At 71.3% G+C, this 1,382-nt stretch carries 1 protein-coding gene; it reads right to left on the minus strand.

Features of this window, described 5'->3' with window-relative positions:
* Positions 1-1,308 (minus strand): beta-ketoacyl synthase N-terminal-like domain-containing protein (locus GT045_RS14640; protein ID WP_345942652.1); only part of this gene is annotated, 1,308 nt, incomplete at its 3' end.
* Positions 1,309-1,382: the final 74 nt, after the last annotated feature.

Here is a 1,382-nt window from a genome sequence, read left to right on the forward strand (position 1 = left end):
CAGCAGCATGCCCGCACCCTCGGAGAACCCGGTACCGTCCGCACCCCCGGCGAACGCCTTGCACCGGCCGTCAGGCGACAGACCCCGCTGACGGCTGAACTCCACGAACAACGCCGGCGTCGCCATCACCGTCACACCACCGGCCAACGCCAGCGAACACTCACCCTGACGCAGCGACTGCACGGCCAGATGCAGGGCCACCAGCGACGACGAACACGCCGTGTCCACCGTCACCGCAGGACCCTCGAACCCGAACGTGTACGAGATACGCCCGGAAGCGATGCTGCCCGGGCTCGGGGAACCGGGGGTGCCGTCGGGACCCTGCAGAAGGCCGTAGTCGTGGTGCATGATCCCGGCGAAGACGCCGGTCTGGCTGCCGCGCACCGACGCCGGATCGATACCCGCCCGCTCCAACGCCTCCCACGACGTCTCCAGCAGCAACCGCTGCTGCGGGTCCATCGCCAACGCCTCACGCGGCGAGACACCGAAGAACCCCGGATCGAAATCACCCGCGTCGTACAGGAAACCACCCTCGCGGGCATGGATCTTCCCCGGGGTCTGCGAACCGGGTTCGTAGAGTTCCTCGATGTCCCAGCCGCGGTCGGCCGGGAACGCGGCCATGGCGTCCGTACCCTGCTCCAGGAGCTGCCACAGTTCCTCGGGAGTACGTACGCCGCCCGGGAAGCGGCAGCTCATCGCGACGATCGCGATCGGCTCGTCCACCGCCGTCGCCGTCCCGGCGGCCGGGAGCGCCGGTCGGTCGGTGCCGACGCCGTCCGTGGCGTTCGCCGCCGTCAGCTCCGCCAGCAGATGGCGGGCCAGCACGGTCGGCGAGGGGTAGTCGAAGACGAGCGTCGCCGAAAGCCGCAGCCCGGTGGCCGTGTTCAGCCGGTTGCGCAGCTCCACCGCCGTCAACGAGTCGAAGCCCAGCTCCTTGAACGCGCGGTCGCTGTCGACGGCGGTCTCGTCCGCGTGCCCCAGGACCGCGGCGACGTGGGTGCACACCAACGTCTTGAGGGCCTCGACGCGTTCGGCCTCGGGCAGCCGGGCCAGGCGCTGCCAGAGCGCGGAGGTGCCGGTACCGGCGCCGGACGCCTCGACCGTGCGCCGGGTGGGAATGCGCAGCAGGTGCTGCAGAAGCGCCGGTACAACGCCGGACGCGGCCTGGGCGCGCAGTACGGGCAGGTCGAGGCGTATGGGCAGGAGGACCGCATCCGCGGTGGCCGGGGCGGTGGAAGGGGTCGCCGCGGCGTCGAACAGGGCGAGGCCCTCGTCCGAGGTGAGGGCGGCGATGCCGGCCCGGCGCATACGCCGTACATCCGTTTGGGCCAAGTGGCCCGTCATCCCGCTGCGTTCGGCCCAGAAGCCCCAGCCCAGCGAGA

Origin of the sequence: Streptomyces sp. SID486, from assembly GCF_009865385.1 — a bacterium.
GTDB lineage: Bacteria > Actinomycetota > Actinomycetes > Streptomycetales > Streptomycetaceae > Streptomyces.